This window comes from Nonomuraea sp. NPDC052634, from assembly GCF_040678535.1.
Lineage (GTDB): Bacteria > Actinomycetota > Actinomycetes > Streptosporangiales > Streptosporangiaceae > Nonomuraea > Nonomuraea fastidiosa.
This window is the reverse complement of record NZ_JBFATY010000004.1, coordinates 334,599-360,424: the sequence shown is the minus strand read 5'-3', so window position 1 is coordinate 360,424 and position 25,826 is coordinate 334,599. Positions and strand designations below refer to the sequence as shown.

26 protein-coding genes are annotated in these 25,826 nt (G+C 68.5%); 2 read left to right on the top strand and 24 right to left on the bottom strand.

From position 1 onward, the window contains the following. Positions 1 to 2: 2 nt before the first annotated feature. The gene (locus AB0K67_RS20920) at positions 3 to 518 is read right to left on the bottom strand and encodes a helix-turn-helix domain-containing protein (protein WP_364062383.1); all 516 of its coding nucleotides are present in this window, start codon (positions 516 to 518) and stop codon (positions 3 to 5) included. 148 nt (positions 519 to 666) lie between these two features. Between AB0K67_RS20920 and AB0K67_RS20915 the strand changes: the two genes are divergently transcribed. Continuing rightward, complete coding sequence (locus tag AB0K67_RS20915; RefSeq protein WP_364062380.1) at positions 667 to 1,620, top strand: NADP-dependent oxidoreductase; 954 nt, start codon at positions 667 to 669, stop codon at positions 1,618 to 1,620. Between the two features lie 112 nt (positions 1,621 to 1,732). On the opposite strand, the gene AB0K67_RS20910 is transcribed toward AB0K67_RS20915, so the two are convergent. From AB0K67_RS20910 to msrA, 6 genes are all read right to left on the bottom strand, one after another. Next, positions 1,733 to 2,251 carry a type II toxin-antitoxin system mRNA interferase toxin, RelE/StbE family gene (locus tag AB0K67_RS20910; RefSeq protein WP_364062377.1) on the bottom strand — a complete coding sequence of 173 codons (519 nt, stop codon included), beginning with the start codon at positions 2,249 to 2,251 and terminating at the stop codon, positions 1,733 to 1,735. A gap of 3 nt (positions 2,252 to 2,254) precedes the next feature. Next, positions 2,255 to 2,563 carry a type II toxin-antitoxin system prevent-host-death family antitoxin gene (locus AB0K67_RS20905; RefSeq protein WP_364062374.1) on the bottom strand — a complete coding sequence of 103 codons (309 nt, stop codon included), beginning with the start codon at positions 2,561 to 2,563 and terminating at the stop codon, positions 2,255 to 2,257. A 206-nt stretch (positions 2,564 to 2,769) separates the two neighbouring features. Then, positions 2,770 to 3,912, bottom strand: a complete 1,143-nt coding sequence (locus AB0K67_RS20900; RefSeq protein ID WP_364062371.1) for a hypothetical protein — start codon at positions 3,910 to 3,912, stop codon at positions 2,770 to 2,772. A gap of 50 nt (positions 3,913 to 3,962) precedes the next feature. Continuing rightward, on the bottom strand, positions 3,963 to 4,439 hold the full coding sequence (locus tag AB0K67_RS20895; RefSeq protein WP_364062368.1) for a SigE family RNA polymerase sigma factor: 477 nt from the start codon (positions 4,437 to 4,439) through the stop codon (positions 3,963 to 3,965). A gap of 127 nt (positions 4,440 to 4,566) precedes the next feature. Further along, entirely contained in the window at positions 4,567 to 5,076 is a 510-nt protein-coding gene (locus AB0K67_RS20890; protein ID WP_364062365.1) for a tetratricopeptide repeat protein, read from the bottom strand. A gap of 131 nt (positions 5,077 to 5,207) precedes the next feature. After that, positions 5,208 to 5,867, bottom strand: coding sequence for a peptide-methionine (S)-S-oxide reductase MsrA (gene msrA, locus AB0K67_RS20885; RefSeq protein WP_364062362.1), 660 nt, complete (start codon positions 5,865 to 5,867; stop codon positions 5,208 to 5,210). Between the two features lie 121 nt (positions 5,868 to 5,988). Here msrA and rarD point away from each other — a divergent pair, with 121 nt between their 5' ends. Next, positions 5,989 to 6,915 (top strand): EamA family transporter RarD, encoded by a 927-nt coding sequence (gene rarD, locus AB0K67_RS20880; RefSeq protein ID WP_364062359.1) that lies wholly within the window; start codon positions 5,989 to 5,991, stop codon positions 6,913 to 6,915. On the opposite strand, the gene AB0K67_RS20875 is transcribed toward rarD, so the two are convergent. The 17 genes from AB0K67_RS20875 to AB0K67_RS20795 form a co-directional block, all read right to left on the bottom strand. Further along, positions 6,891 to 7,880, bottom strand: coding sequence for a polyprenyl synthetase family protein (locus tag AB0K67_RS20875; protein WP_364062356.1), 990 nt, complete (start codon positions 7,878 to 7,880; stop codon positions 6,891 to 6,893). The genes rarD and AB0K67_RS20875 overlap by 25 nt on opposite strands. A gap of 11 nt (positions 7,881 to 7,891) precedes the next feature. Further along, positions 7,892 to 9,484, bottom strand: a complete 1,593-nt coding sequence (gene nuoN / locus AB0K67_RS20870; RefSeq protein WP_364062353.1) for an NADH-quinone oxidoreductase subunit NuoN — start codon at positions 9,482 to 9,484, stop codon at positions 7,892 to 7,894. Next, positions 9,481 to 11,040: an NADH-quinone oxidoreductase subunit M gene (locus AB0K67_RS20865; RefSeq protein ID WP_364062350.1), complete on the bottom strand. Its 1,560-nt coding sequence runs from the start codon at positions 11,038 to 11,040 to the stop codon at positions 9,481 to 9,483. The genes nuoN and AB0K67_RS20865 overlap by 4 nt, the downstream gene beginning before the upstream one ends. After that, a complete protein-coding gene (gene nuoL, locus AB0K67_RS20860; RefSeq protein WP_364063245.1) occupies positions 11,040 to 12,890 on the bottom strand; it encodes an NADH-quinone oxidoreductase subunit L in 1,851 nt (616 codons plus the stop codon). The genes AB0K67_RS20865 and nuoL overlap by 1 nt, the downstream gene beginning before the upstream one ends. Before the next feature lie 73 nt (positions 12,891 to 12,963). Next, on the bottom strand, positions 12,964 to 13,260 hold the full coding sequence (gene nuoK / locus AB0K67_RS20855; RefSeq protein ID WP_364062347.1) for an NADH-quinone oxidoreductase subunit NuoK: 297 nt from the start codon (positions 13,258 to 13,260) through the stop codon (positions 12,964 to 12,966). After that, positions 13,257 to 14,060 carry an NADH-quinone oxidoreductase subunit J gene (locus tag AB0K67_RS20850; RefSeq protein ID WP_364062344.1) on the bottom strand — a complete coding sequence of 268 codons (804 nt, stop codon included), beginning with the start codon at positions 14,058 to 14,060 and terminating at the stop codon, positions 13,257 to 13,259. The genes nuoK and AB0K67_RS20850 overlap by 4 nt, the downstream gene beginning before the upstream one ends. Further along, complete coding sequence (nuoI, locus tag AB0K67_RS20845) at positions 14,053 to 14,568, bottom strand: NADH-quinone oxidoreductase subunit NuoI (RefSeq protein WP_080043639.1); 516 nt, start codon at positions 14,566 to 14,568, stop codon at positions 14,053 to 14,055. The genes AB0K67_RS20850 and nuoI overlap by 8 nt, the downstream gene beginning before the upstream one ends. Beyond that, positions 14,555 to 15,859 (bottom strand): NADH-quinone oxidoreductase subunit NuoH, encoded by a 1,305-nt coding sequence (gene nuoH / locus AB0K67_RS20840; RefSeq protein ID WP_364062341.1) that lies wholly within the window; start codon positions 15,857 to 15,859, stop codon positions 14,555 to 14,557. The genes nuoI and nuoH overlap by 14 nt, the downstream gene beginning before the upstream one ends. Next, positions 15,856 to 18,243: an NADH-quinone oxidoreductase subunit G gene (locus AB0K67_RS20835; protein WP_364062338.1), complete on the bottom strand. Its 2,388-nt coding sequence runs from the start codon at positions 18,241 to 18,243 to the stop codon at positions 15,856 to 15,858. Before AB0K67_RS20835 ends, nuoH begins: the two co-directional genes overlap by 4 nt. Further along, on the bottom strand, positions 18,240 to 19,529 hold the full coding sequence (gene nuoF, locus AB0K67_RS20830) for an NADH-quinone oxidoreductase subunit NuoF (RefSeq protein WP_364062335.1): 1,290 nt from the start codon (positions 19,527 to 19,529) through the stop codon (positions 18,240 to 18,242). Before nuoF ends, AB0K67_RS20835 begins: the two co-directional genes overlap by 4 nt. Beyond that, positions 19,526 to 20,182 (bottom strand): NADH-quinone oxidoreductase subunit NuoE, encoded by a 657-nt coding sequence (nuoE, locus tag AB0K67_RS20825; RefSeq protein ID WP_364062332.1) that lies wholly within the window; start codon positions 20,180 to 20,182, stop codon positions 19,526 to 19,528. Before nuoE ends, nuoF begins: the two co-directional genes overlap by 4 nt. Further along, positions 20,179 to 21,504, bottom strand: coding sequence for an NADH-quinone oxidoreductase subunit D (locus AB0K67_RS20820; RefSeq protein WP_364062329.1), 1,326 nt, complete (start codon positions 21,502 to 21,504; stop codon positions 20,179 to 20,181). The genes nuoE and AB0K67_RS20820 overlap by 4 nt, the downstream gene beginning before the upstream one ends. Continuing rightward, complete coding sequence (locus AB0K67_RS20815; RefSeq protein ID WP_364063242.1) at positions 21,501 to 22,106, bottom strand: NADH-quinone oxidoreductase subunit C; 606 nt, start codon at positions 22,104 to 22,106, stop codon at positions 21,501 to 21,503. Before AB0K67_RS20815 ends, AB0K67_RS20820 begins: the two co-directional genes overlap by 4 nt. A gap of 86 nt (positions 22,107 to 22,192) precedes the next feature. After that, positions 22,193 to 22,744 carry an NADH-quinone oxidoreductase subunit B family protein gene (locus AB0K67_RS20810; protein WP_364062326.1) on the bottom strand — a complete coding sequence of 184 codons (552 nt, stop codon included), beginning with the start codon at positions 22,742 to 22,744 and terminating at the stop codon, positions 22,193 to 22,195. 2 nt (positions 22,745 to 22,746) lie between these two features. Further along, positions 22,747 to 23,142 carry an NADH-quinone oxidoreductase subunit A gene (locus tag AB0K67_RS20805; protein ID WP_364062323.1) on the bottom strand — a complete coding sequence of 132 codons (396 nt, stop codon included), beginning with the start codon at positions 23,140 to 23,142 and terminating at the stop codon, positions 22,747 to 22,749. A gap of 64 nt (positions 23,143 to 23,206) precedes the next feature. Further along, positions 23,207 to 24,439, bottom strand: a complete 1,233-nt coding sequence (locus AB0K67_RS20800) for a geranylgeranyl reductase family protein (protein ID WP_364062320.1) — start codon at positions 24,437 to 24,439, stop codon at positions 23,207 to 23,209. A 605-nt stretch (positions 24,440 to 25,044) separates the two neighbouring features. Continuing rightward, complete coding sequence (locus AB0K67_RS20795) at positions 25,045 to 25,761, bottom strand: demethylmenaquinone methyltransferase (protein ID WP_364062317.1); 717 nt, start codon at positions 25,759 to 25,761, stop codon at positions 25,045 to 25,047. Between the last annotated feature and the right edge of the window lie 65 nt (positions 25,762 to 25,826).

Sequence of the window (25,826 nt, the reverse complement as noted above, 5' to 3'; positions counted from 1 at the left end):
GCTCAGGCCGGCCGGCCGGTGGGGCGCAGGCCGTCCATCAGCAGGTCGAGCAGGCGAGCGGCCTTGGCCTCGTGTACGCCCCGGGGCGCCACGGTGAAGATGCCGATGAGCGCGGCGGCGATGTCGTCGGCTTCGACGTCGGAACGGAGGTCACCCGCAGCGCGACCGGCCTGGAGGATCTCGGTGATGGCGGCGAGCAGCTCGGCCCTGGTCTGCGCGTGGGCGATCTCCCCCGATTCGACCATCGCGTGCAGCGTGTCGAGCATGCCGTTCTTGGTCGCGATCCAGTCCCCGAACAGGTCCATCCAGCGCCGCATCGCCGCGGCGGGCGGCAGTTCGCCGAGCAGGTCGCGGGCGCCGGTGGTGAGCCGTACGACCTGGTCCCGGTAGACCGCGTCCACCAGCGACTCGCGGGTCGGGAAGTGCCGGTAGAGCGTGGCGATGCCGACTCCGGCCTCGCGGGCGATGGCGCGCATCGACGGCTCGGCCTCGGCCGACATGAACATCCGGGTCGCCACCGCGAGCAACTGGTCCCGGTTGCGGGCAGCGTCGGCTCGCGGTGCGCGTTCCGACAAAACGGATCGCGCTCCGGTTGTGTTAGGGTCACGCACGGAAACGGAGCATAGTCCACTTTCCGGAGCGCTCCCTTGATCCGAGGAGACAGGCGTGGCACAGAGCGTTCGACCGCAGGCGGGCGTGAGCAGGGCGGTACGGCTCGATGCGTGGGGCGGTCCCGAGGTCCTCGACGTCCGTGACGTCCCCGCACCGCAGGCAGGACCGGGGCAGATCCGCGTACGGGTCACCGCCGCCGGCCTCAACCCGATGGACTGGATCATGACCGCCGACGCGGGCACCGCGGCCCGGTTCGGCCTGAGCCTCCCCGCCGGGTTCGGCACCGACTATGCGGGCGTGATCGACCAGGTCGGCAACGGGGTGACCGGCTTCGAGCCCGGCGACCGGGTGTTCGGCGGCGCGCTGTCCCGCGCGGTCGCCGACTTTGTGGTGATCGACCTGTCAGGGGGAACGGCGGCCGAGGAGGCCCACCACACTCCCGACGGCGTGGACGACCGCACCGCCGCCACGCTCACGATCGCCGGACGTACGGCCTCCGCCGCGCTCGCCGTGATCGACCCCGGCCCCGGCGACACCGTGCTGATCGGCGGCGCGGGCGGCGGGGTCGGGGTGTTCGCCGTCCAGCTCGCCAGGATCGCGGGGGCGCGCGTGATCGGCACCGGTTCCGCCGCCTCGGCCGGCTTCCTGCGCGACCTCGGAGCCGAGCCGGTCGCGTACGGCGACGGCCTGGCCGACCGCGTACGAGCCCTCGCCCCCGACGGCATCACCGCCGCCCTCGACCTGCACGGCACGGAGACCGTGGAGGCCGCACGCGAACTCGGCGTCCCGGACGGTCGCATCTGCACCATCGCCGCACAGGTGGACGGCGTACCGGCGGCCAACGGCGCCAACGCCACCCCGGGCGACCTCATCGAGATCGCCCGCCTGGTCGCATCGGGCCGGCTCCGGGTGCCGATCGCGGCGACGTTCCCGATCGCGGAGATCCGCCGCGCCGCCGAACTCCAGGCCGGCCGGCACGTACGCGGCAAGGTCGTCATCGACCTCTGACGCGAACCCGGCGCCCGGGCCCTTCCCGTTACACGCGGGCCCCGGACGGCGGCCGAGGCGCGAGCGCTGAATTCACCGCTTCGAACGAGCGACTCCGCGTGCTGCGAACGACCTATTGAGGCTTGGAGCGGTATTCAGCCCACTTGTCGACCGCCTCTTGGAGATCAAGAGCAGCAACATCCTCACGCGTCATTCCAACGGTGTAGATCAACCGGTCCGCGAGCCAATCAGGGACCGGTTCCCTAGGAGCAGCCTTCTGCACGCGGATGTCCGCTACCAGCGCACCAAGACGTTCAATGACCTGGCCGAGCTGCACGACCTCAGGACGGTCCGTTCCCGCCTGGCGGATCCTTGCCGTCGCTTCCGCGTACACTTCCGCGTCGGCCCGCTCACCGACAGCCCACACTTCGCAAATCTCCACCGACTTGTCCTCGGTGATGCGATAAACGACGCGCCAAGTGTTGCGGCCGACCACCAGCTTCCGAAAACCGGTCAGCTCTCCGCCCAGCGGATAACCGGCTTCAGGGTTGTCCAGCAATAGGAGGATCTTCTTGAGAATCGTGGGCACCGCGTCCGGGCCGATGCGCCGAAGATCGTCGACCGCCTGCGCCGTGAAGACGACGTCGGACACGGCTCACTCATCGTCCGGGAGAGCAGCCAGAGACTCGCGAGTGTGCCCGAAAGCGGCGAGCACATCGTCGAGCGCGATCCGCTCTCCTGTATCCGTGACCGACCGGGCAAGCACCAGCGCCAGATCACGAAGATCAGCAGCGGCCTCCTCCAACTCGTTGAGCCGGCGGATGCTCACCACGGCCGCCACAGGTTGATGCCGGCGAGTGACCACCAGATCGGTCCCATGCTCCGCATCAGCCACCAGACGGGCAACGCCTCGCTTGGCCGCCTCTGTGACGCTCAACTCAGTGGCGTCGTGCAGAACAGTCATACCCCCACTGTACATTCTTCTGTACAGGAAGCATCTGCTGGTTCAACGCCACCTCCGCACGACGACATCACCGTCGCCATCGCCCGGCTCCACCGGCTGGGCCCGAGCATCACCCGCGAGGTGATCCCGCCCGCGAAGCCGGTCGCCGGCTGAGCCGCGCGGCGTCGCGGGCCGGGCCCGCGACGCCGTTTCACGAAGCGGTGGGGTCAGTTGTGGACGACCACCCACGTGTCACCACGCCTGAAGTGGAACATGTCCGTGCCGACGTAGAGCGTGGGATTGGGTTTGCTCCTGCTCTGGACGTACAGCCTGCCGACCCGCGACGTGGCGATGTCGTAGACCGCGTCGGCCTTCCGCCCCTGCTCGTCGACCTGGCTGAGGAGGACGAAGCGATCGCCCACGATCCTCCGGGGGTGCCGGCCCGGCAGGTCCGCGGCCTTGCCACCGTCGCGGCGGACCGCCTGGTCCTCCGTGAAGCACCACGTCACGTCGCACACCGCCCGCGCGGGATCGTCCGGCCGCTCCCCTGTGCTGAGGTTGAGCAGATTCCGTACGCCTCGCAGGCGTTCGTCGGATGGCCCCACCCAGGGCCAGCGGACGAGATACAGCCCCTCCGTATCCGGAACGAACGACGGCTCGCCACCCGACAACGGAACATGATGCACACTGCCCGACTTGAGCGACGACCAGAAGATCTTGCCGTCTCCGATGGCCAGCCGGACACCGTGGACGGTGTCGCCGTTCACCTTGTCCACGTCACGCTCGGCGGGGAACGAGACCACCCGGCGGGGCGTGCCCCCGGTCACCGGGATGGTGAGGATCTGGACGTTCTCATCCTTGATCTTGAACCAGGCAATCGATTCCTCACCCACCGCCGGTGTCTGCACCGGCGCGACCGCATAGTCGAGTACGGCAAGGCGCTTGAAGGTCCGCGAATCCAGTCTGTAAGACCACCACTCGGGCGCGGGATCGTACCCCTTCTTCGCCACGTATCCGAGCAAGGTGCGCTCGTCGAGGAACGCCTTCGGCGTGAAGTCCTTGCCGTTCGGCACCTTCATCGGCACCACCGCGACCGCCGAGGCCAGCGCCTGCTCCACCGGCGGCGCGATTTTCTCCACGGTCCGCGGCTTCTGCTTCTGCGCACGCGGGGTCTGCGTCACCGTCTCTGCGGGCACGGGCTGCGGCGACACGGCCGGCTGCGGCTCGGGCGCCCGCCACACCAGCACCGACATGACCAAGATCACGAGCCCGGTGGCCGCCGCCACACTCGCCAGCACCAGGATCGGCCGTCTGCGCCGGCCCGGCGACTCGACCGCCTGGCGCAGCAGATCCGGCGGCATCTCCGGCATCCGAGCCTCCGCGCGGGCGAACGTACGGCGCAACAGCTCTTCAACGTCGTTCATCGCAGGCTCCTCAGCTGGCCGACGGCGTCGCGAAGCTTGTCCAGCGCGCGGGACGCCTGGCTCCGCACGGTTCCCGGAGAGATGCCGAGCATCTCGGCGATCTCGGCATCCGAACGGTCCTCGTAGTAACGCAGGACGAGTACGGCACGCTGACGCTTGGGCAGCTTGGTCAGCTCGTCCCACAGGTCCAGCGACTCCGCCTCCGCATGAGCCTGTTCGGGCACCTCCCACACCAGGTGTTCGCGCCTTCGCCGCCGCCAGACGGAGATGTGCAGCCGGGTGATCGTGGTTTTGACGTAGCTCTCGGGGTTGTGCTTGCGCCGCACGCGCGACCACGAGCCGCGCAACCGCACCACCGCCTCCTGCACCAGGTCGGCGGCATCGTGCGGATTGCCGGTGAGCATGTACGCATAGCGGAACAACGCATGCCCACGTTGGGTGACGAAGTCCGCTAACTCCGGTGGGCCGTTCACGCGCGAGGATCCTCTGTTCATCCCGTCTGTGACGCCCCAGACCTCCCGGAATGTTGCATCACCCGACAGGCACCTTGCCGGGGACGGCCGGAACGGCCGAACAGTGCCCAGGCCGGTTCACCGGCGATCAGGAGGTGCCGAGCAGCCGTAAGACCGCTCGGCTACTCGCGATCAGCTCGGGGTCTCCTTCGGCCACGCGCAGGTCCAGAGCCTCCTCCAGCACCTCACGCGCCTCCTCCCGACGCCCCAGATCGATGAGCGCCTTGCCCAGGTGCTGAAGCGCGAACGACAGCATCTCCGGCGCTTCCTCCCTCGCGAGCGCGAGCATCGCCCGGCACACCGTCTCCGCGCCCGCCGCATCACCCGCATACCGGTAGGCGTCGGCGAGATTCAGCGACGCCGCGATCCGCCTGCGACTCGTGTCCGCCAGGTCGAGCGCGCGGCCGAGGTGGCCGATCGCGTCGCCGTACTCGCCGAGAACGAGCAGCCCGACCCCGAGCGCGCGCAGGGTGGCATAGTCAGAGGGGTTTTGAGCGCGTACGGGGTCGATGAGCGCGATGAGCCGCTCACGGTCTCCAGGGACCATCCGTAAGTCCTCGTCGTACGCGATGAGTTCGTTGACCTCTTGAAGCAGCACACCAGAACCCTAGGCCCCGCAAGCCGATGCGCTGCAGGCCCTCTTTCTGCCCGGAAACGGCTCTGGCCCATGAGCGGCCAGGACAAAAGTCCGGGCGATCAAGGGCCAGAGATCAGGCTGCCTTCGCGGGCTCACGCCTCACCGGTGGTCAGGCCGACGGGGCAGGCGACGCCCGTGCCGCCGATGCCGCAGTATCCGTTCGGCACCTTGTACAGGTACTGCTGGTGGTACTCCTCGGCGAAGTAGAACGGGCCGGCGGGGGCGATCTCCGTGGTGATGTCGCCGTAGCCGGCGTCCTTCAGCACCCGCTGGTACGACTCCCGCGACTCCTCCGCCGCCGCCTGCTGCTCAGGCGAGTGGAAGTAGATGGCCGAGCGGTACTGGGTGCCGATGTCGTTGCCCTGGCGCATGCCCTGGGTGGGGTCGTGCGCCTCCCAGAACACCTTCAGCAGCTGCTTGTACGAGATCTTGGCCGGGTCGAAGACGACGCGGACGACCTCGGCGTGGCCGGTGCGCCCGGTGCAGACTTCCTCGTACGTCGGGTTGGGCGTGTAGCCGCCCTGGTAGCCGACCGCGGTGGTGTAGACGCCGGACGTCTGCCAGAAGATGCGCTCCGCGCCCCAGAAGCAGCCGAGGCCGAAGTCGGCGACCTGGAGACCCTCGGGGTACGGCGGGGCCAGCGGCGCGTCGAGGACGACGTGGCGGGCGGGCACGGGCATCTGCTCCGCGCGGCCCGGGAGGGCGTCCTCGGGTCGGACCATCGATGTCTTGTTGCCGAACAGCCAGCCCATAGCGACCTCCGAGAGCTCTCGATCCAGACTACACACCCCCCAACACTTAAGAGTGTCTACACATTTCCACTAAGTGGACAGAATTTGTGTTTAAAGGTAGTAATGCCCGAAACTGGGGTACATGCCTGACTCGCGGCGCGGCATCCTCTACGGGGTCGCCGCCTACACCATGTGGGGCCTGTTCCCCCTCTACTGGCCACTGCTCAAGCCGTCCGGCGCCGTCGAGATCCTCGCCCACCGCATGGTGTGGTCCCTCGTCGTGGTCGCCATGGCGCTGGCCGTACGCCGGCACTGGTCCTGGGTGAAACAGCTGGTCAGGCAGCCCGCCAAGCTCGGCCTGCTGACGCTGGCGGCGATCTTCGTGACCGTCAACTGGGGCACCTACATCTACGCGGTCAACAGCGGCCACGTCGTGGAGAGCGCGCTCGGCTACTTCATCAACCCGCTGGTCAACGTGCTGTTCGGGGTGGCGCTGCTGCGCGAGCGGCTGCGGCCGCTGCAGTGGGCGGCGGTCGGGTTCGGCGCGCTGGCGGTGCTGGTGCTGACCGTCGACTACGGAAGGCCCCCGTGGGTGGCGCTGACGCTGGCGTTCAGCTTCGGCGTGTACGGCCTGGTCAAGAAGCGCGCGAACGTCGAGGCCACCGAGAGCCTGGCCGTGGAGACCCTGGTGCTGCTGCTGCCCGCGCTCGGCTACCTGACCTGGCTCCAGGTCACGGGGACGGCCACGTTCGGCCACGAGGGCCTGGGCCACGCGCTGCTGCTGGTCACAGCCGGACTCATCACCGCCGTGCCGCTCATCTGCTTCGGGGCCGCGGCCATCAGGGTGCCGCTGAGCACGATCGGCCTGCTGCAGTACATCGCGCCGATCCTGCAGTTCGCCTGCGGCGTGCTCATCGCCAAGGAGGTCATGCCGCCGAGCCGCTGGATCGGCTTCTCGATCGTCTGGCTGGCGCTGGCGATCTTCACGTACGACAGCATCCGGGCGGCCCGTCAGACCGCCCGGAGCCGCATCGCCGTACAGGCTCAGCCGGAGCGCTCGACCACGTAGTCGCAGAGCGCCAGGAACGCGTCCTTGGCCGGGATGCCGGGCAGGCCCGCGATGTCGGCCCGCGCCCGGTCCACCCAGGCCACCAGCTCGGCCCGCGCCTTGTCCATGGCGGGGTGGGCGCGGAGCAGGGTCAGGGCCTCCTCGAGGTGTTCCTCGGGGACCGGGCCCGACAGCAGCTCCGTCAGCCGGGGATTGTCGCCAGCGGCGAGCGCGTACAGGACGGGGAGGGTCTTGATGCCCTCCTTGAGGTCCGTGCCGGGCGTCTTGCCCGACTGCGCACCGGAAGAGGCGACGTCGAGCAGGTCGTCGCCGAGCTGCCAGGCCACGCCGATGGCCTCGCAGGCGCGGCTGAGCCGCTCTTCGACGTCGGCGGGAGCGCCCGACAGCAGCGCGCCGAACCGCCCCGACGCCGCGATCAGCGAGCCGGTCTTGTCGGACAGGACGCTGAGGTAGTGGGCGATCGGGTCCTCGCCGTTGCGCGGGCCGATCGTCTCCCTGATCTGACCCTGGACGAGCCGGGAGAACGTCTGGGCCTGAATGCGGATCAGCTCGGGGCCGAGGTCGGCCAGGATGTCGGACGCCTGGGCGAACAGGTAGTCGCCGGTGAGGATCGCCACGGTGTTGTCCCACCGGGCGTTGGCGGACGGGGAGCCCCGGCGCACCGGGGCCTCGTCCATGACGTCGTCGTGGTAGAGCGAGCCGAGGTGGGTCAGCTCGATGACCACGGCGCCGGGCACCACGCCCGGCGCCGACGGATCGCCGAACTGGGCGGCCAGCAGCACCATCAACGTGCGGAACCGCTTGCCGCCCGCCTCGATGAGGTGCTTGGACGCCTCCGTGACGAAGGCGTCCTCGCTCTCGACGGACGAGCGCAGGAGCTTCTCGACCGCGGCCAGTCCGTTGGCCACGTCCTGCGCCAACCGCTCGTCCTCGATGGGAAGGTCAACCACGGGAGGCGCGGACATACGAGATCCCCTTATCTGATGAACAGGCTGCTAGCAGCGTCGTTGGCAACACCGAGGATGGACTCCGGGTAGAGCCCCACTCCTACCGTAACCAGCAGCGAAACGGCGATGACGGCCACGGTCCCCATACTCGGCACCGCGATCGCCGGGCCGTCGGCGGCCGGCTCGCTGAAGAACATCAGCACGATCACGCGAACGTAGAAGAACGCGGCGATCGCGGAGGCGACCACACCAACGACGACCAGGCCGGCCATCCAGCCGCCCATGGAGTCGCCGGGGCTCGTGCCGCTGTTCAGCGCGGCGGCGAACACGGCGTACTTGCCCATGAAGCCGCTCGTCAGCGGGATGCCGGCGAAGGCCAGCAGGAAGAAGGCGAACACGCCGGCCAGGATCGGCGACCGCTTGCCGAGACCGGCCCAGCGGGACAGGTGCCCCGCCTCGCCGCCCGGGTCGCGGACGAGGGTCAGGATGGCGAACGCGCCGACCGTGGTGATGCCGTAGACCGCGAGGTAGAACAGGATCGCCTTGAGCGAGCCGGCGTTCTGCTGCGCGTCGCTGAACGTCGCCATCACGCCGACCAGCAGGAAGCCCGCGTGCGCGATGGACGAGTACGCCAGCATGCGCTTGAGCTCGGTCTGGGTGATCGCCAGGATCGAGCCGACGATCATCGTCAGCGCCGCGACGGCCCAGATGACCGGCCGCCACTCCCAGTCGAGGTTGCCCAGGCCGACCCAGAAGACCCGCAGCACGGCGCCGACGGCGGCGACCAGCGTGCCGGAGGCCATGAGCGCGGTGACGGGCGTCGGGGCGCCCTGGTAGACGTCCGGCTTCCACGCCTGGAACGGCGCCGCACCGATCTTGAACAGCAGGCCCACGCCGAGCAGCGCGAACCCGATGAGCAGCAGCGGGTCGAGCGCGTTGCCCTCCGCCATGGCCTGGTTGATGCCCGGCAGCGAGACGGTGCCCGCGAAGCCGTAGATCATCGCGGTGCCGTACAGGAAGAACGCCGAGGAGAACGCGCCCAGCAGGAAGTACTTCATGGACGCCTCCTGGGACAGGAGACGCCGCCTGCGGGCCAGGCCGCACAGCAGGTAGAGCGGCAGCGACATGACCTCGAGGGCCACGAACATCATCAACAGGTCGTGCGCGGCGGGGAACAGCAGCATGCCGCCCACCGCGAACAGGACCAGCGGGTAGACCTCGGTGTGGCCGGTGCCGCTGTCGTGGGACTCGGCCTGCTCCTCCTCCGGGCTGCCCGGCACGGACGCGGCGGAGGCCACGAAGTGACCCTCGTCGTTGATGAGCAGCACGCAGACGAACGACAGGACGAGGATGACGCCCCAGATGAACAGCGACGGGCCGTCCACGGCCAGCGCGCCCATGGCGGCGGCCGTGGTGGGCACTCCGCCGCGCAGCGCCTGCACGAGCACCAGCGCGAACGCGCCGGCGATGCTCAGCAGGGTGAGCGGCACGTGGATGGGCTTGCGCAGGTAGCGCGGCGCGAACGCCTCGACGAGCACGCCGATGCAGGCCGCGCCGAAGACGACCAGCAACGGCGCCAGCAGGCCGTACTCGATCGTCGGCGCTTCGATGGCGGGGTTCACTGGCCTGTCCCCTTCTCAGCGACGGTGGAGGTGGGTACCTTCACGTTGGTCAGCGTGTGTTGCACTGACGGGTTGATCACGTCAAGCAGCGGCTTGGGGAAGAAGCCGAACCCGATGATCAGGGCGACCAGCGGAGCCAGCACCCAGACCTCGCGGGCGTTCAGGTCCTTGAACGCCTTGACCGGCTCGGCCGTGGGCCCGTTCAGAGCCCGCTGGACCATCCACAGGATGTAGACGGCCGCCAGGATCACCGCCACGGCGGAGATGATCGCGGCCGCGGTCAGCGCGCCGGACCCGTGAGCCTGGCTGGAGTACGTGCCGATCATGACCATGAACTCGCTGACGAAGGACGACAGGCCCGGCAGCGAGAGACCGGCGAGACCGGCGATGAGGAAGAAGCCCGCGAGCAGCGGGGCGACCTTCTGCACGCCTCCGTAGTCCCCGATGAACGGCGAGCCGCGCCGTGCGATCAGGAACCCTGCGGCCAGGAACAGCGCACCGGTGGCGAAGCCGTGGTTGACCATGTAGAGCGCCGCGCCGGACTGGGCGACGTCCGACATGGCGAACACCCCGAGCACGATGAACCCGAAGTGCGAGATCGACGTGTACGCGATGAGCCGCTTCATATCGGTCTGGCCGATGGCGACGATCGCGCCGTAGATGATGCTGATGACCGCCAGCACGACGATCGGCATCGTGAACGCCTTGGCCGCGTCGGGGAACAGCTCCAGGCAGAAGCGGAGCATGCCGAACGTGCCGACCTTGTCCAGCACGCCCACGAGCAGCACCGCGGCGCCGGCCGGAGCCTGCGCGGCCGCGTCGGGCAGCCAGGTGTGCACCGGCCACAGCGGCGCCTTGATGGCGAACGCGATGAAGAAGCCGCCGAACAGCCACTTCTGCATGGCCGGGTCCTGGATGGCCCCGATCAGCTCGGGGAACATGAAGGACTGCTTGCCGCCCACGACGTACAGGCCGATCACCGCGACCAGCATGAGCAGGCCGCCGAAGAGCGAGTACAGCAGGAACTTGACGGCCGCGTAGGACCGCTGGGCGCCGCCGTACGACCCGATCATGAAGTACATCGGGATCAGCATCGCCTCGAAGAAGACGTAGAAGAGGAAGATGTCGGTCGCCGCGAAGACGCCGATCATCATCGTCTCCAGCACCAGCAGCAGGGAGAAGTACGTCTTCACCGAGCGCTTGGGCGCGATCACCGTGCCGTCGGCGGTCTTGACGCCGTCGGCGTCGTGCCAGGAGGCCAGCACCACGATGGGCACCAGCACCACCGACAGCGCGATGAGCACGAGCGCGACGCCGTCCACGCCGACCCCGAACTTCACGCCGAAGCTCGGGATCCAGTTGTAGGCGGCGGTGAACTGGAAGCGGTCGCCGTCGGGGTCGAACCCGGCGGCCATGACGCCGGTCAGGACCAGCGTCACCAGCGAGAACAGCAGGGTGACCTGCTTGGCCAGCTTGTCACTGCCCTTGGGAAGCAGGGCCACCACGATGGCGCCCACCACGGGCACCGCCATGAGTATCGGAAGCCAGGGTGACATCAGATGTTCCCAACGAGGAGCAGGGCGCCGGTCAGCAGGGCGGCACCGATCAGGATGGACAGCGCGTACGTTCTGGCGAAACCGGTCTGGATCCGCCGAAGGCGCCCGGAGCTGCCGCCGATGCCCGCCGCCAGGCCGTTGACGATCCCGTCGATGCCGCGGTTGTCGAAGAACACCGCGACGCGGGTCAGCCACTGGCCGGGACGCATGAAGAGCGACTCGTTGAGCGCGTCACCGTACAGGTCGCGCCGGGCGAACGTGGTGAGGAAGTTGCCGCGCGGCTGCACCGACGGCACCTCGACCCGGCCGTACCGCATCCAGGCGAACACGACGCCGACCGCGACCAGCGCCAGCGTGGCGAGGCCAGGCGTGCTGAACGGGTCGAAGTGCGGCACCGCGTCGACGCTGCCGCCGACCGCCGGGATGAGGAACTTGTAGAGCGTGCCGCCGAGCACCAGGTAGGCACCGAGGCCCAGGGAGCCGAGCGACAGGATCATCAGCGGCACCGTCATCACGAGCGGCGACTCGTGCGGGTGCGCCTCCTTGTCCCAGCGCTTCTCGCCGAAGAAGGTCATGAAGACCATCCGCGACATGTAGAAGCCGGTGACGCCCGCGCCGAGCACGGCCAGCCAGCCGAGGATCGGCTCGTGGTGCACAGCGGCCTCGATGATGCCGTCCTTGGTGAAGTAACCGGACAGCAGCGGGAAGCCGATGATCGCCAGATAGCCGATGAAGAACGTCACGAAGGTGATCGGCATGACCTTGCGCAGGCCGCCGAACTTCCTCATGTCCACCTCGTCGTTCATGCCGTGCATGACCGAGCCGGCGCCGAGGAACATGTCGGCCTTGAAGAAGCCGTGCGTGATCAGGTGGCCGATCGCGAAGGCGTAGCCCGCCGGGCCGAGGCCCGCGCCGAGCATCATGTAGCCGATCTGCGACATCGTCGAACCGGCCAGGCCCTTCTTGATGTCGTCCTTCGCGCAACCGATGATCGCACCCGCGAGCAGCGTGACCGCGCCGACGATGGCGACGGCGAGCGCCGCGCCGGAGCCCTCGGGGAAGAAGAACGCGCCCGAGCGAACGACCAGGTAGACACCGGCGGTGACCATGGTCGCGGCGTGGATGAGGGCCGAGACCGGGGTCGGGCCCTCCATGGCGTCGAGGAGCCAGGACTGCAGCGGAAGCTGCGCCGACTTACCGCAGGCACCGAGGAGCAGCAGCAGGCCGATGGCGAGCATCGTGCCGTCGCTCTGGCCGGGCTGGATCTGCTCGCCCAGGCCCTTGAAGGTCAAGGTGCCGAACGTCGTCCAGATGATGAACATGCCGACCAGCAGGCCGAAGTCACCGACGCGGTTGACGACGAACGCCTTCTTCGCCGCGGTCGCCGCGGACGGCTTGAATTGCCAGAAGCCGATCAGCAGGTACGACGCCAGACCGACGCCCTCCCAGCCGATGAACAGTCCCACGTAGTTGTCGGCCAGCACCAGCAGGAGCATCGCGGCGACGAACAGGTTCAGGTAGGAGAAGAACCTGCGCCGGTGCTCGTCGTGCGCCATGTAGCCGATCGAGTAGATGTGGATCAGCGAGCCCACACCGGTGATCAGCAGCGCGAAGCTGATGGACAGGGGGTCGATGAGGAGCCCCATGTCGACCATGCCGGGGATGAACTCGTACAGGTGCACGGCCCGGCGGCGCTCCTCCTCCCCGAACCCGATCAGCTCGAAGAACGCCAGCACCGCCACGACGAACGAGGCGAGGGACATGGCCACGCCCAGCAGATGGCCCCAGCGGTTGGTGAACCGGTTGAACACCAGCAGGATGAACGCGCCCACGAGCGGAAACGCGATCATCAGCCAGGCGTTGCCGATCACTCCACCGGTGTGCTGGGCGATCTCAGCGATTTGAGATTCCACCAGTCACCTCTTAGTACTTCAGCAGGTTGGCGTCGTCGACGGACGCGGACCTGCGGGTTCGGAAGATCGTCACGATGATGGCCAGGCCGACCACGACCTCGGCCGCGGCCACCACCATCACGAAGAACGCGATGATCTGGCCTTCAAGGTTGCCCACCTGCCGGGCGAACGTCACGAACGCGAGGTTGCAGGCGTTGAGCATGAGCTCGACGCACATGAACACCACGATGGCGTTACGCCGGATCAGCACGCCCAGGGCGCCGATCGCGAACAGCAGGCCGGACAGGACGAGGTAGTGCGTCGTCACTTGGTCACCTCATTGGTCTCGGCGTCCTGCTCGGCCTCGGTCGGCGCCGTGCTCTCCTCGGCCGCGTGCTTGATCGCCTCAGCCAGCTTCGGGTTGTCCGGGAGGCGACCGTGCTCCACGTCGTAGCGAGCGATGTGGCGGTTGACCGAAGCCTCGGCCACCGACCCGTCGGGCAGCAGCGCCGGCATGTCGATGGCGTTGCTCCTGGCGTAGGTGCCGGGGCCGGGCAGCGGCGACGGGTGGTCGCCGCGGAAGCGGGCGCGGGACAGCTCCTTCTGCGTCGCCTTCTGCGTGACCCGCTCGCGGTGCGCCAGCACCATCGCGCCCAGCGCCGCCGTGATCAGCAGCGCCGAGGTGATCTCGAACGGGAACACGTACTTGGTGAAGAGCTGCAGCGCGATCGAGCGGATGTAGCCGCCCTGACCGGTGGCCGCCGCCAGCCCCGCCTCAGGCGCGAAGATCGCGTTGCCCGCGGCCAGGATGATCAGCGTCGCGAAGCCCGCACCGGCGATGATCGCCCAGAAGCGCTGTCCCTTGATCGTCTCGACCAGCGAGTCGGACGAGTCCACGCCCACGAGCATGAGCACGAACAGGAACAGCATCATGATCGCGCCGGTGTAGACGATGATCTGCACCGCGGCCAGGAACGGCGCGTCCTGCACGGCGTACAGGACGGCCAGGCACAGCATGACGGTGCCGAGCATCAGCGCGGAGTACACGGCCTTGCGGTTGAAGACCATGCCGAGCGCGGCGCCGACGGAGACGACGGCCAGCACCCAGAAAGTGATGGTCTCACCCATTGGTCCGCCCCAGCCGGTAGTAGTCCTCTTCGGTCTCACCGAGCCGCATGGGGTGCGGCGGCTGTTCCATGCCCTGCGTGAGGGGCGCGAGCAGCATCTCCTTGGTGTAGATGAGGCTCTCGCGGTTGGTGTCGGCGAGCTCGTACTCGTTGGTCATGGTGAGCGCGCGGGTCGGGCAGGCCTCGATGCACAGGCCGCACAGGATGCACCGCAGATAGTTGATCTGGTACGTGCGTCCGTAGCGCTCGCCCGGCGAGTAGCGCTCTTCCTCGGTGTTGTCCGCGCCTTCGACGTAGATGGCGTCGGCGGGACACGCCCAGGCGCACAGCTCGCACCCGACGCATTTCTCCAGCCCGTCAGGCCAGCGGTTGAGCTGGTGACGCCCGTGGAAGCGAGGAGCCGTCGGCTTCTTCTCCTCCGGGTAGTTCGTCGTGACGGGCTTCTTGAACATCGTGTGGAAGGTGACCCCGAAGCCTTTGACGGGGTTCAGCCAGTCAGTTAGTCCCACTGGGAATCTCCTTGTGCTGCACCCCGTGGTAGTGCGGCAGGTCGAGCGGCGGCACCGGGAAGCCACCGGCCGCCGGTTCCTCGGACAGTTGCTGGAACTCGGCTTCCACCTCCGCCTTCTTCTCCTCCTTGCGCCGCTGGTTGACGGTGTCGAAACGCATCCAGATGGCCAGCGCGCCGATCACGATGACCGCGCCAAGCCCGATGCCGATCGTGCGGCTCTCCTCGTAGACGACGACGTTGCGCACCGCCGCGACCAGCAGGATCCAGGCCAGGTTGACCGGGATCAGCACCTTCCAGCCCAGCGACATCAGCTGGTCGTAACGCACGCGCGGCAGCGAGGCGCGCACCCAGACGATGAAGCAGAACGTCAGCACGAACTTGATGAAGAACCACAGCACCGGCCACCAGCCCTCATTGGCGCCCGCCCAGAAGGTGGTGATCGGCGCCGGGGCCCGCCAGCCGCCGAGGAACAGCGTCACGGCGATGCCGGAGGCGGTGAAGGTGTGCAGGTACTCGCCCATCATGATCAGGGCGAACTTCAGCGAGGAGGAGTACTCGGTCTGGAAACCGCCGACCAGCTCGCCCTCACCCTCGGGAAGGTCGAACGGGATACGCGCGGCCTCGCCGAACATGCAGACCACGTAGACCAGGAACGACGGGATCAGCAGCACCGCGAACCAGGTCTGCTCCTGCGCCCTGACGATCTCGGAGGTGGACAGCGTCCCGGCGAACAGGAAGATCGCCACGAACGACAGGCCCATCGCGATCTCGTAGGAGACCACCTGGGCCGCCGACCGCAGACCGCCGAGCAGCGCGTACGGCGAGCGCGACGACCACCCGGCCAGCACCACGCCGTAGACCGAGACCGCGCCCATGGCCAGCATGAACAGCACCGCAACCGGCAGGTCCACCAGCTGCAGCGGCGTCTGCACGCCGAACAGGTTGACCATCGGCCCGAACGGCACGATCGAGAAGGCCAGGAACGCCGGCACCACCATGATGACCGGCGCCAGCAGGTAGAGCACCTTGTCCACGGTCCGCGGGAAGATGTCCTCCTTCAGGCCCATCTTCAGACCGTCGGCCACGGACTGCAGCAGACCGAACTTGCCGGCCCGGTTGGGGCCGTAGCGGTGCTGCATCCGCGCGATCAGCTTGCGCTCGAACCAGACGCCGAACAGGATGCTCAGCATCAGGAAGACGAACAGCATCACGGCCTTGATGATCGTGATCCACAGCGGGTCCTTGCCGAAGTCGGCAAGGGTGGGATCGGCCGCGAGAACGTGGGTCATGAGGCGCTCCCGATGGTGACGATGTCGCCGGCCACCGCGCGCAGGTCACGCGTGACCGAGCAGCCGCCGGAGTTCGCCGGCACCCAGACCACGCGGTCGGGCAGGTCGGCGATGCGCACCGGCAGGGTCACGGTGCCGCTGTCGGGGTCGCCGACGACGAGCTTGTCGCCGTCCGCGACGCCGAGCTCGGCGGCCGTGGTCCCCGAGATCAGTGCTTCGGCGGGGCGGGCGGTGCCCGCGAGGTACGGCTCGCCGTCCTGCAGCCTGCCCTCGTCGAGCAGCAGGTGCCAGGTGGCCAGCAGGGCCTGGCCCGCCTCCGGCACCTCCGGCGTGCGAGACAGCGCGTTGGGCGGGCTGACCCGGCTGCCGCGCCAGGAGCCGAGCGCGGCGAGCTCGCGCCGGACGGCCTTGGCGTCGGGCAGGCCCAGGTGCACGTCCATCCGGTCGGCCAGGTTGCCGATGACGGCCATGTCGGACTGCAGGCCGGGCACCTTCAGCGGCGCGTCGAACGAGCGGCCCCTGCCCTCCCAGTTGACGAACGTGCCGCCCTTCTCCTGGACGGAGGCGACGGGCAGGACCACGTCCGCGCGGTCGGTGACGGCGCTGGCGCGGATCTCCAGGCTGACGATGAACGGCGTGTGCTCGAGAGCGTCGAGCGCCGCCGCGGGGTCGGGCAGGTCGTAGGGGTCGACGCCGGCGACGACCAGCGCGTCCAGCTCGCCGTCGCGGGCGGCGGCCAGCATGGCGGTGGTGTCGCGGCCCGGGGTGGCGGGCAGCGAGGCGACGTTCCACGCCCTGGCGACCTCGGCCCTGGCGGTCTCGTCGTCCACCGGGCGGCCGATCGGCAGCAGGTTGGGCAGCGCGCCGGCCTCGACCGCGCCGCGCTCACCGGCCCTGCGCGGGATCCAGGCGATCCTGGCGCCGGAGGCGGCGGCGAGGCGGACGAGCGCGGACAGCGCGCCGGGCACGGTGGCAAGGCGCTCGCCGGCCAGCACGATCGTGCCCTCGGCGAGGGTGCCGACCAGGTCGCCGATCGCGTCGGCCTCGGCGCCGGGAGCGGTGCGGATGAGCGTGCCGCCCATCTTCACCAGGCCCGGGGAGGCGAACGGCGCGATCGAGGAGATCTTCAGGCCCTTCTTCCGCCACGCCTTGCGCAGGCGCAGGAAGACGATCGGCGACTCCTCCTCGGGCTCGAACCCGACGAGCAGCACGTGGGGCGCGTTCTCCAGGTCGGCGTAGCTGATCTCGATGCCCTTGCCGGCCACCGCGTGGGCGAGGAACTGCGCCTCCTCCGCCGAGTGCGGCCTGGCGCGGAAGTCGACGTCGTTGGTGCCGAGCGCGATCCTTGCGAACTTCGCGTACGCGTAGGCGTCCTCGACGGTGACACGGCCGCCGACCAGCACACCGGCCTTGCCGCGGGCCTTGGCCAGGCCCTGAGCGGCGATCTCCAGCGCCTCCGGCCACGAGGTGGGCACCAGCACGCCCTCCTCGTTGCGGACCAGCGGCTGCTTGAGGCGGTCGGGCTGCTGCGCGTAGGTGAACGCCCAGCGGCCCTTGTCGCAGTTCCACTCCTCGTTCACCTGCGGGTCGTTGCCCGCCAGGCGGCGGGTCACCCGGCCGCGCCGGTGGTCGGTGCGCAGGCTGCACCCGGAGGCGCAGTGCTCGCACGCGCTCGGCGTGGAGACCAGGTCGAACGGGCGGGCGCGGAACCGGTAGGCGGCGCCGGTCAGCGCGCCCACCGGGCAGATCTGCACGGTGTTGCCGGAGAAATAGGAGTTGAACGGCTGGCCGTCGGCCACTCGCACCTGCTCCTTGGCCCCGCGCTCGAAGAACTCGATGAGCGGGTCACCGGCGATCTGGTCGGAGAAGCGGATGCAGCGCGCGCACTGCACGCAGCGCTCGCGGTCGAGCAGCACCTGCGTGGACAGCGCCAGCGGCTTGGGGAAGGTGCGCTTCTGCTCCTGGAACCTCGACTCGCCCTGGCCGTTGGACATGGCCTGGTTCTGCAGGGGGCACTCGCCGCCCTTGTCGCAGACCGGGCAGTCGAGCGGGTGGTTCATCAGCAGCAGCTCCATCGCCGCGCGCTGCGCCTTCTCGGCGACCGGCGAGGTGAGCTGGGTCGACACCACCATGCCCTCGGCGACCTCGATCGCGCACGACGGCTGCGGCTTGGGGAAGCCACGGCCGTTGCCCGCGTCGGGGATCTCGACCAGGCACTGCCGGCAGTTGGCGGCCGGGTCGAGCAGCGGGTGGTCACAGAACCTCGGGATCTGGATGCCCAGCAGCTCGGCGGCCCTGATGATCAACGTGCCCTTGGGAACACTGACCTGGAACCCGTCGATGGTCAGGGTCACCAGGTTCGTCTCGGTCTCTACGACTGTCACTGCTCACCCCAGAGAGTGGACTTCTTCGGGTCGAACGGGCAGCCGCCGATCTCGAAGTGCTTGAGGTACTCATCGCGGAAGTACTTCACCGAGGAGTGAATCGGGCTGGTCGCGCCATCGCCGAGCGCGCAGAACGAGCGGCCCAGGATGTTGTCGGCGATGTCGGTGATCGTGGCCAGGTCGTCCTCGGTGCCCTGGCCCTTCTCCAGGCGCGCAAGCACCTGCTTGAGCCAGTACGTGCCCTCGCGGCAGGGCGTGCACTTGCCGCAGGACTCGTGGGCGTAGAACTCGGTCCAGCGCAGCACCGTACGGACCACGCAGGTGGTCTCGTCGAAGATCTGCAGGGCCCGGGTGCCGAGCATGGAGCCCTTGGCGCCGACCCCTTCGAAGTCGAGCGGCACGTCGAGGTGCTCTTCTGTGAAGATCGGCGTGGACGATCCGCCCGGGGTCCAGAACTTGATCTTGTGACCCTTGCGGATGCCGCCCGCCATGTCGAGCAGCTCGCGCAGCGTGATGCCGAGCGGAGCCTCGTACTGGCCGGGCCGGGTGACGTGGCCGCTGAGCGAGAAGATGCCGAAGCCCTTGGACTTCTCGGTGCCCATGCCGGCGAACCAGTCGGCGCCGTTCGCGATGATCGAGGGAACACTCGCGATCGACTCGACGTTGTTCACCACAGTAGGCGAGGCGTACAGGCCCGCCACGGCGGGGAACGGAGGCTTGAGCCGGGGTTGACCTCTGTAGCCCTCGAGCGAGTCGAGCAGCGCCGTCTCCTCGCCGCAGATGTAGGCGCCCGCCCCGCTGTGCACCACCAGCTCCAGGTCGAAGCCGGAGCCGAAGATGTCCTTGCCGAGGTAGCCCTTGGCGTACGCCTCGCGCACGGCCGCGTGCAGCCGGCGGATGACGTGCAGCACCTCGCCGCGCACGTAGATGAAGGCGTGGTTGGCGCGGATGGCGTACGACGTGATGATGATGCCCTCGACCAGCGCGTGCGGGTTGGCCATCATCAGCGGGATGTCCTTGCAGGTGCCCGGCTCCGACTCGTCGGCGTTGACGACGAGGTAGTGCGGCTTGCCGTCGCCCTGCGGGATGAAGCCCCACTTCATGCCGGTGGGGAAGCCCGCGCCGCCGCGGCCGCGCAGGCCCGAGTCCTTGACGGTCTGGATGACGGCGTCGGGGTCCATGCCCAGCGCCTTCTTCGCCGCCTTGTACTCGCCGTAGACGTCGATGGTGAAGGAGTTGGGCTGGTCCCAGTTCGCGGTCAGGACCGGTGTCAAAGTCGTCGTCATGCTTCGGGGGCCTTCCATCCCTTGGCCTTGGCCAGCTTCAGGCCCTCAAGCGAGGGCTCCCCGGCCGACGGGCCCTCGCCCGCCTGGTCGTCGGGCAGCCCGGCGAGCACGCGCGAGGCCTCCTTGAAGGTGCACAGCCGCTTGGGACCGCGGGTGGGCCGCACCTCCTTGCCGGCGCGCAGGTCGTCGACGAGCTGCTTGGCCGATTCGGGAGTCTGGTTGTCGAAGAACTCCCAGTTGACCATCATGACCGGGGCGAAGTCGCAGGCCGCGTTGCACTCAAGGCGCTCCAGCGAGATCTTGCCGTCGGGGGTCGCCTCGTCGTGACCGACGCCGACGTGCTCCGACAGCTCCTCCCAGATCTGGTCGCCGCCCATGACCGCGCACAGCGCGTTGATGCACACGCCGACGTGGTATTCGCCGGCGGGCTTGCGCTTGTACATGGTGTAGAAGGTCGCCACGCCGGTGACCTCGGCCTTGCTGATGCCGAGCATCTCGGCGCAGAACTCCTGCCCGTCGTCGGAGACGTAGCCGTCCTCGGACTGCACGAGGTGGAGCAGCGGCAGCAGGGCGGAGCGGGTCTTGGGGTAGCGCCCGATGATCTCCTTGGCGTCCCGCTCCAGACGCTCACGGACTTCCGGTGAATAAGTCACCGGTCCACACCTCCCATGACGGGGTCGATAGAAGCGACCGCGGCGATCACGTCCGCGACCTGGCCGCCCTCCGCCATGGCGGGGAAGCTCTGCAGGTTGCAGAAGGACGGCTCGCGGAAGTGCACGCGGTAGGGCCGGGTGCCGCCGTCGCTGACCACGTGGGCGCCCAGCTCGCCCTTGGGCGACTCGATGCTGGCGTACGCCTGCCCGGCCGGCACCCTGAAGCCCTCGGTCACCAGCTTGAAGTGGTGGATGAGGGCCTCCATGGAGGTGCCCATGATGTGGGCGATGTGGTCGGGCGAGTTGCCGAACCCGTCGGGGCCGAGCGCGAGCTGCGCGGGCCAGCCGATCTTCTTGTCCTCGATCATCACCGGGTCGCCCTTGAGCGGGCCGGCGATGCGGTCGAGAGCCTGCTCAATGATCTTGAGCGACTCCTCCATCTCCTTCATGCGGACGAGGTAGCGCGAGTAGACGTCGCAACCGCGCTCGGTGGCGACCTCGAACTCGTAGGTCTCGTAACCGCAGTAGGGCTGCGCCTTGCGCAGGTCCCACGGGAGACCGGCGGCGCGCAGGATGGGGCCGGTGACGCCGAGCGCCATGCAGCCGGTCAGGTCGAGGTAGGCGACGTCCTGGGTGCGGCGCAGGTAGACGGGGTTCTCGTCGAGGAGCTTGCGGATGTCCTTGATCCGCTTGGGCATCTCCTTGAGGAACTCGCCGACCTTGTCGACCGCGCCCGCCGGCAGGTCGACGCTGACGCCGCCCGGCCGGATGTAGGCGTGGTTCATCCGCAGACCGGTGATGTACTCGAACAGGTCCATCACCATCTCGCGGTCGCGGTAGCCGAAGAGGAACGGCGTGGTCGCGCCCAGCTCCATGCCGAACGTGCCCATCGCGACCAGGTGCGAGGAGATGCGGTTGAGCTCCATCATCATCACGCGGATCGCCTGCGCCCGCTCAGGGATGCGATCCTCGATGCCGAGCAGCTTCTCCACGCCCAGGCAGTAGGCCGTCTCGTTGAAGATCGGCGAGAGATAGTCCATGCGAGTGACGAACGTGGTCCCCTGGGTCCACGTCCTGAACTCCATGTTCTTCTCGATGCCGGTGTGCAGGTAGCCGATGACGCTGCGGGCCTCGGTCACCGTCTCGCCGTCGAGCGTCAGCACCAGCCGGAGCACGCCGTGGGTGGACGGGTGCTGCGGGCCCATGTTGACGACCAGGCGCTCTTCCTCGGACTCGCGCACGCCGGAGACGACCTGGTCCCAGTCGGCGCCGTTGACCGAATAGACCTTGCCCTCGGTCGCCTCGTCATAAGCGGTGCTCATGAGTAGCTCCTCCTGTGGTCGGGCGACGGGATGGTGGCGCCGCGGTATTCGACCGGGATGCCGCCGAGCGGGTAGTCCTTCCGCTGGGGATGGCCGTCCCAGTCGTCCGGCATCATGATCCGGGTGAGCGCGGGGTGACCGTCGAAGATGATCCCGAAGAAGTCGTACGTCTCCCGCTCATGCCAGTCGTGACCAGGGTAAACGCTGACCGTCGATGGAATGTGCGGGTCGTCGTCCGGGCAGCTCACCTCGAGGCGCACACGCCGGTTGTGGGTGATCGAGCACAGGTGGTAGACCGCGTGCAGCTCCTCGCCCTTCAGGTGCGGGTAGTGCACGCCGGACACGCCGAGCGAGAGCTCGAAGCGCAGGGCCGGGTCGTCGCGCAGCTTCTGGCAGACCTCGACCAGCCGCTCCCGCTTGATGTGCAGGGTCAGCTCGCCGCGGTCGACGACCACGCGCTCGATGGCGTCGTCGAGCGCCAGCGCGTCGACGATCTCGTCGAAGTAGCCGCCGTACGGGCGGGGCGTGGAGATCTGCGGCGGGCGGCGTACGACGAGGCCGCCGTAGCCGGAGGTGTCACCCGAGTCCTTGGCGCCGAACATGCCCCGGCGGGCGATCGGCGCCTCCTGGGGCGCCGGCGCCTCGGGGACCTGTGCGTCCGGGACCTCGGGGAGGTTGTCGGGCGAGGTCACTTCGAGGCTCCCTGGTCGATCAGCGGCAGCGTGCGCAGCGCCTGCAGTTCGAGCTCGTCGATCTGCTTGGCGCGGTGCGCGCCGAACTTCATGTTCTGGATCTTGTCGTGCAGCTTGACGATCGCGTCGATGAGCATCTCCGGCCGCGGCGGGCAGCCGGGCAGGTAGATGTCGACCGGCACGATGTGGTCGACGCCCTGCACGATGGCGTAGTTGTTGAACATGCCGCCGCTGGAGGCGCACACGCCCATGGAGATGACCCACTTCGGCTCGGCCATCTGGTCGTAGATCTGGCGCAGCACGGGCGCCATCTTCTGCGACACGCGGCCGGCCACGATCATCAGGTCGGCCTGGCGGGGAGATGCCGAAGCGCGCTCCATACCGAAGCGCGCCAGGTCGTAGTGGGGGCCACCGGTGGCCATCAGCTCGATGGCGCAACACGCGAGGCCGAAGGTCGCCGGCCATACGGAGTTCTTACGCGCCCATCCGGCGGCCGCTTCGACCGTGCTGAGGATGAACCCGCTGGGGAGTTTCTCTTCAAGTCCCATTTTCAGTCCCAGTCCAGACCCTTGCGGCGCCACACGTACGCGTAGGCGACGAGCACGGTGACGATGAACAGCAGCATCTCGACGAGCGCGAACAGGCCGAGTCCCGAGGTGGCCACGCGGCCGATGTCGTTCGTCTGCGGCGCGAACGAGACGGCCCACGGGTAAAGGAAGATGATCTCGATGTCGAAGACGATGAAGAGCATCGCCGTGACCATGTACTTGAGCGGGAACCGCCCACCGCCGACCGGCTGGGGCGTCGGCTCGATGCCGCATTCGTAGGCGTCGAGCTTGGCGCGGTTCCAGCGCTTGGGACCGGTGAAGGGAGCGATGGCGACCGAGAAGATCGCGAAGCCCCCCGCGATGACGGCGAGCACCAGGATGGGCACGTAAAGGTCCATCGCTACGCCTCCTCTGGAGTCGCCGCGCGCGCGGGCGCGCAGCGGGATCTGGTGATTCTGAGATTCATGCTGGTGGCGCGACCTTCGAGAGTGCGTTGATGATCATGTCCGACGCATCGCCTCGCCGGTCGGTGAGATTACCAAGGAGTTTGAGCGCGAAGCGCATCAGCCTCGGGTGAGGCAGCCCGTGCCTGGTGCCGAAGCTCATCACGCCGGGCTTGCCGATGGCATCGACGAACCATCTGCCCAGCGTGAAGTAACCCCCGTAGGCGTCCTTCAGCACCCGAGGATAGGTCCGCAGGGTCCGCTCCCGCTGTGCGGGGGTGGCCTCCCTGAGGGCCTTCGCGATGATCTCCGCGGCGATCTCGCCGGTCTCCATGGCGTAGGCGATGCCCTCGCCGTTGAACGGGTTGATCGACCCGCCCGAGTCTCCCACGAGCACCAGACCGCGCGTGTAGTGGGGCTGGCGGTTGAACGCCATCGGGAGCGCGGCGCCGCGGATCGGGCCCGTCATGTTCTCCTCGGTGAAGCCCCATTCCTCGGGCATCGAGCGGCACCAGCGGCGCAGCAGGTCGCGGTAGTCGATGTGCTTGAACTGGGCGCTGGTGTTGAGCAGGCCCAGGCCGACGTTGGAGGTGCCGTCGCCCACGCCGAACACCCAGCCGTAGCCGGGCAGCAGCGTGTCGCCGTCCCAGAGCTCGAGCCAGGTCTCGAGGTAGTCGTCGTCGTGGCGGGGGCTTTCGAAGTAGGTGCGCACGGCCACGCCCATGGGGCGGTCTTCGCGCTTGTGCAGGCCCATGCCGATGGCCAGGCGGGTGCTGTTGCCGTCGGCGGCGACGACCACAGGGCTGCGGAACTCGCGGCCGTCCTTGGTGGTGACGCCGACGATGTGGCCGCTGCGGTCGTCGAGCACGGGGCCGGTGACGGTGACGCCTTCCATCAGGCGTACGCCGTGCTTGACCGCGTTGGCGGCGACGATCTGGTCGAAGTCCTGCCGGGTGCGCACGAGGCCGAAGTCGGGGAAGCGCTCCAGCTTGGGCCAGTCGAGCTCGAAGCGCAGGCCGCCGCCGACCACGCGCAGGCCCTTGTTCCTGATCCAGCCGGGGGCGTCGATGTCGATGCCCATGTTCTGGAGCTGCTTGACGGCGCGCGGGGTCAGGCCGTCGCCGCAGACCTTCTCGCGGGGGAACCTGGTCTTCTCCAGGAGCAATACGTCGAGGCCGGCCTGCGCGAGATAGAAGGCGGTGGCGGAGCCGGCGGGGCCGGCGCCCACGACGATGACGTCGGCGTCGCTCATGATCGCGCCCGCTTCGCCACTCGTCGGCTGTGCGCACGCGCGACGAGCTCCTGCGCTCGATGGGTGGCTGTTGGCACGGTCACTGGACTGTCCTGTCCCTACACACGCTCGAAGGCCATGGGGTGGCGCGCCTTCGTTCCTTTGTGAACCCCTTCACAAACTTACCGGCCCGCAGTCTACTGCTTTTCGTACACATAGTGGCAGTCGGGGTACTGTTCCGTGATCCAAGGGGACGGCGTGTCGCCTGGGGCAGCACAGTCATGATCGTCACGCTAGCAGTCAAGCTCACGACGGCTCGCGGGCGGTCCCGTGAGCGATGCGCTCCTGAGACTTCCGCGCGCCGCGACCGCGCGATACGCCTCCTGGGCGCGCTCGCGCGGGTCCGAAATCCCGCCGCGCGCATTCCGCGCCCCGCCGCGACGGCGGCCATACGCGCGGGGTGAACGATGACCATAATCGGCCCGGAAAATGACCGAGGGTCGCATCCGGTGAACATCCCGTGGCGCGACCCCCGAGCGGCAAATCGGGCCGGGCGGAATTGAGGTTTTCGTCAGACGCGAGCCGATGACGAAAATGAGCGCCGCCGCGGCCCCGGGGCCCAATGCTCAGGCGGGCTTGAATCCGCGGTGCATGGCGACGATGCCCATGGTGAGGTTGCGCCAGGCCACGCGTTCCCAACCGGCCTCCTGGATCGTCCGCGCAAGCGTGCGCTGGTCGGGCCAGTCGCGGATCGACTCGGCCAGGTATTCGTAGGAGTCGTCATTGGAGCCGAACACCTTGGCCACCTTGGGCAGCAGCCGCATCAGGTATTCGCGGTAGATCAGATCGAAGCCCGGCACGGTGACGTGGGAGAACTCGAGGATCACCAGCCGGCCGCCGGGCTTGGCCACCCGCAGCATCTCGCGCAGCGCCTGCCCGGTGTCGTGCACGTTGCGCAGCGCCACGGAGATCGTCACCGCGTCGAAGACGTTGTCGGCGAACGGCAGGCGCAGCGCGTCACCCGCGATGAACGGCACTCCGGGCCCCGACAGCGCGTTGCCGCCGTGCCGCCGCACCCCCGTGCGCAGCATGCCGAGCGAGAAGTCGGAGGCGATCGCCCGCGCGCCGAGCGTGGTGAACGCGTCGGTCGACGTGCCCGTGCCCGCGCCCAGGTCGAGCACCAGCTCACCGGGGCCGGCGTCCACGGCGCGGGCCACCGCCTTGCGCCAAGCCCTGACCTGCCCGAGGGAGATCACGTCATTCACCAGGTCGTAGCGCCGGGCGGTGCGATCGAACATCGCGGCGACCTCGTCCGGCCTCTTGTCCAACTGAGCGCGCGTCATGCCCACACCCTATGGCCATCAGGATATTCGACGGAAAGTAGCAACTTGATTACCGTGCGTCTGCT

Excerpts from the sequence above, each read along its gene's own strand:
- AB0K67_RS20905 (WP_364062374.1), bottom strand. The coding sequence starts at position 2,563 with ATGACTGTTCTGCACGACGCCACTGAGTTGAGCGTCACAGAGGCGGCC.
- AB0K67_RS20875 (WP_364062356.1), bottom strand. The coding sequence starts at position 7,880 with ATGTCCGCGCCTCCCGTGGTTGACCTTCCCATCGAGGACGAGCGGTTG.
- rarD (WP_364062359.1), top strand. The coding sequence starts at position 5,989 with ATGCCTGACTCGCGGCGCGGCATCCTCTACGGGGTCGCCGCCTACACC.
- AB0K67_RS20850 (WP_364062344.1), bottom strand. The coding sequence starts at position 14,060 with ATGGGTGAGACCATCACTTTCTGGGTGCTGGCCGTCGTCTCCGTCGGC.
- AB0K67_RS20865 (WP_364062350.1), bottom strand. The coding sequence starts at position 11,040 with ATGTCACCCTGGCTTCCGATACTCATGGCGGTGCCCGTGGTGGGCGCC.
- AB0K67_RS20900 (WP_364062371.1), bottom strand. The coding sequence starts at position 3,912 with ATGCCGGAGATGCCGCCGGATCTGCTGCGCCAGGCGGTCGAGTCGCCG.
- nuoF (WP_364062335.1), bottom strand. The coding sequence starts at position 19,529 with ATGACGACGACTTTGACACCGGTCCTGACCGCGAACTGGGACCAGCCC.
- msrA (WP_364062362.1), bottom strand. The coding sequence starts at position 5,867 with ATGGGCTGGCTGTTCGGCAACAAGACATCGATGGTCCGACCCGAGGAC.
- AB0K67_RS20805 (WP_364062323.1), bottom strand. The coding sequence starts at position 23,142 with ATGGACCTTTACGTGCCCATCCTGGTGCTCGCCGTCATCGCGGGGGGC.
- AB0K67_RS20800 (WP_364062320.1), bottom strand. The coding sequence starts at position 24,439 with ATGAGCGACGCCGACGTCATCGTCGTGGGCGCCGGCCCCGCCGGCTCC.
- AB0K67_RS20820 (WP_364062329.1), bottom strand. The coding sequence starts at position 21,504 with ATGAGCACCGCTTATGACGAGGCGACCGAGGGCAAGGTCTATTCGGTC.
- nuoH (WP_364062341.1), bottom strand. The coding sequence starts at position 15,859 with ATGACCCACGTTCTCGCGGCCGATCCCACCCTTGCCGACTTCGGCAAG.
- nuoL (WP_364063245.1), bottom strand. The coding sequence starts at position 12,890 with ATGATCGCGTTTCCGCTCGTGGGCGCGTTCATCCTGCTGGTGTTCAAC.
- AB0K67_RS20810 (WP_364062326.1), bottom strand. The coding sequence starts at position 22,744 with ATGGGACTTGAAGAGAAACTCCCCAGCGGGTTCATCCTCAGCACGGTC.
- AB0K67_RS20815 (WP_364063242.1), bottom strand. The coding sequence starts at position 22,106 with ATGTTCGGCGCCAAGGACTCGGGTGACACCTCCGGCTACGGCGGCCTC.
- AB0K67_RS20795 (WP_364062317.1), bottom strand. The coding sequence starts at position 25,761 with ATGACGCGCGCTCAGTTGGACAAGAGGCCGGACGAGGTCGCCGCGATG.